Below are 1,808 nucleotides of genomic sequence, written 5' to 3' on the forward strand. Positions count from 1 at the left end.
CTTCAGCGACTGCGCGATCTGGGCCATGATGGTGGGATCGGAGAGGGTGGTGGCGTCGCCGGGTTCGCGGCCTTCGGCGACGTCTTTGAGGAGGCGGCGCATGATCTTGCCCGAGCGGGTCTTGGGCAGTTCGGGGACCACGAGGATGTGCCTGGGTTTGGCGATGGGGCCGATTTCCCTGCCCACGTGGTTGCGCAGCTCSKSGATGGTGGTGTCGCCGCTGTCCTGTCCCGACGGGGCGGATTCRCGCAGGATCACGAACGCGACGACGGCCTGGCCGGTGGTCTCGTCGGAGGCTCCGACGACGGCGGCCTCCGCCACCCAGGGGTGGGACACGAGCGCGGATTCGATTTCTGTGGTGGAGAGCCGGTGGCCGGAGATGTTCATGACGTCATCCACCCGGCCCAGGAGCCAGATATCGCCGTCGTCGTCCTTCTTGGCCCCGTCGCCGGCGAAGTACATGCCCTCGAAACGGGACCAGTAGGTCTCCTTGAACCGTTCMGGGTCCCCCCAGATGCCGCGCAGCATGGCCGGCCAGGGTTCGCGGACCACGAGGTAGCCKCCGTGCCCGTCCGGGACGGACTCSCCGGCCTCGTCCACGACGTCGATCGCGATGCCCGGCAGCGCCACCTGCGCCGAGCCCGGCTTGGTCGCCGTGACGCCCGGCAGCGGCGCGATCATCTGGGCGCCGGTCTCGGTCTGCCACCAGGTGTCCACGATCGGGGCMGGGTGGGCCTTCTTTTCCCCGTTCTTGCCGGCGTTGGAGCCGATGACGTCCCGGTACCACATCCAGGCCTCGGGGTTGATGGGTTCGCCCACGGAGCCCAGGACCCGGATCGAGGACAGGTCGTACTTGCCCGGGATCTCCTTGCCCCATTTCATGAACGTCCGGATCGCGGTGGGGGCGGTGTAGAGGATGGAGACCTTGTACTTCTCCACGATTTCCCACCAGCGGCCCTGGTGCGGGGARTCCGGGGTGCCYTCGTACATGACCTGGGTGGCGCCGTTGACCAGGGGTGCGTAGGCGACGTACGAGTGGCCGGTGACCCATCCGACGTCGGCGGTGCACCAGAACACGTCCGTGTCCGGGTGCAGGTCGAACACCGCCTTGTGCGTGTACGCGGTCTGGGTGAGGTAGCCGCCGGTGGTGTGCAGGATGCCCTTGGGCTTGCCCGTGGTCCCGGAGGTGTACAGGATGAAGAGCGGGTGTTCGGCGTCATGCCCGACGGCGGTGTGCTCTCCCGAGGCGGCGCCCACGGTGTCCTCCCACCACCGGTCCCGGCCCTCGACCCAGTCCACCGGCTCACCGTTGCGCCTGACCACCACGACATGCTCGACCGTGTGGCCGGGGGCGGTCAGGGCCTGGTCCACGGCGGGCTTGAGCGGGCTGGGCTTGCCGCGCCGGTAGGTGCCGTCCGCGGTGACCACGAGCCTGGCCTGGGCGTCATCGATCCTGGAGCGCAGGGCGTCCGCGGAGAAGCCGCCGAACACCACCGAATGCACGGCCCCGATCCGGGCGCAGGCCAGCATCGTGATSACSGCTTCGGGGATCATGGGCAGGTACACGGCCACCCGGTCGCCCTTCGCCACACCGAGGGATTCGAACGCGTTCGCGGCTTTCTTCACCTCGTCGGTSAGCTGCGCGTACGTGTAGGTCCGGGTGTCGCCGGGTTCGCCCTCGAAGTGGATGGCCACCCGGTCCCCGAGCCCGTTCTCCACGTGCCGGTCCAGGGCGTTGTACGCGGCGTTGACCTGCCCGCCGACGAACCACTTCGCGAACGGCGGGTCGGACCAGTCCAGGGCCTGGC

Annotated in this window: 1 protein-coding gene; it reads right to left on the reverse strand. The window is 68.9% G+C overall.

What is annotated here, in order from left to right; all coding sequences use genetic code 11:
* Positions 1-1,808, reverse strand: a 1,808-nt coding sequence (acs, locus tag AB4074_RS24700) for an acetate--CoA ligase (RefSeq protein ID WP_441415734.1), incomplete at both ends; no start/stop codon positions are given.

Source organism: Arthrobacter sp. 2MCAF14, from assembly GCF_052115645.1.
Classification (GTDB): domain Bacteria; phylum Actinomycetota; class Actinomycetes; order Actinomycetales; family Micrococcaceae; genus Arthrobacter.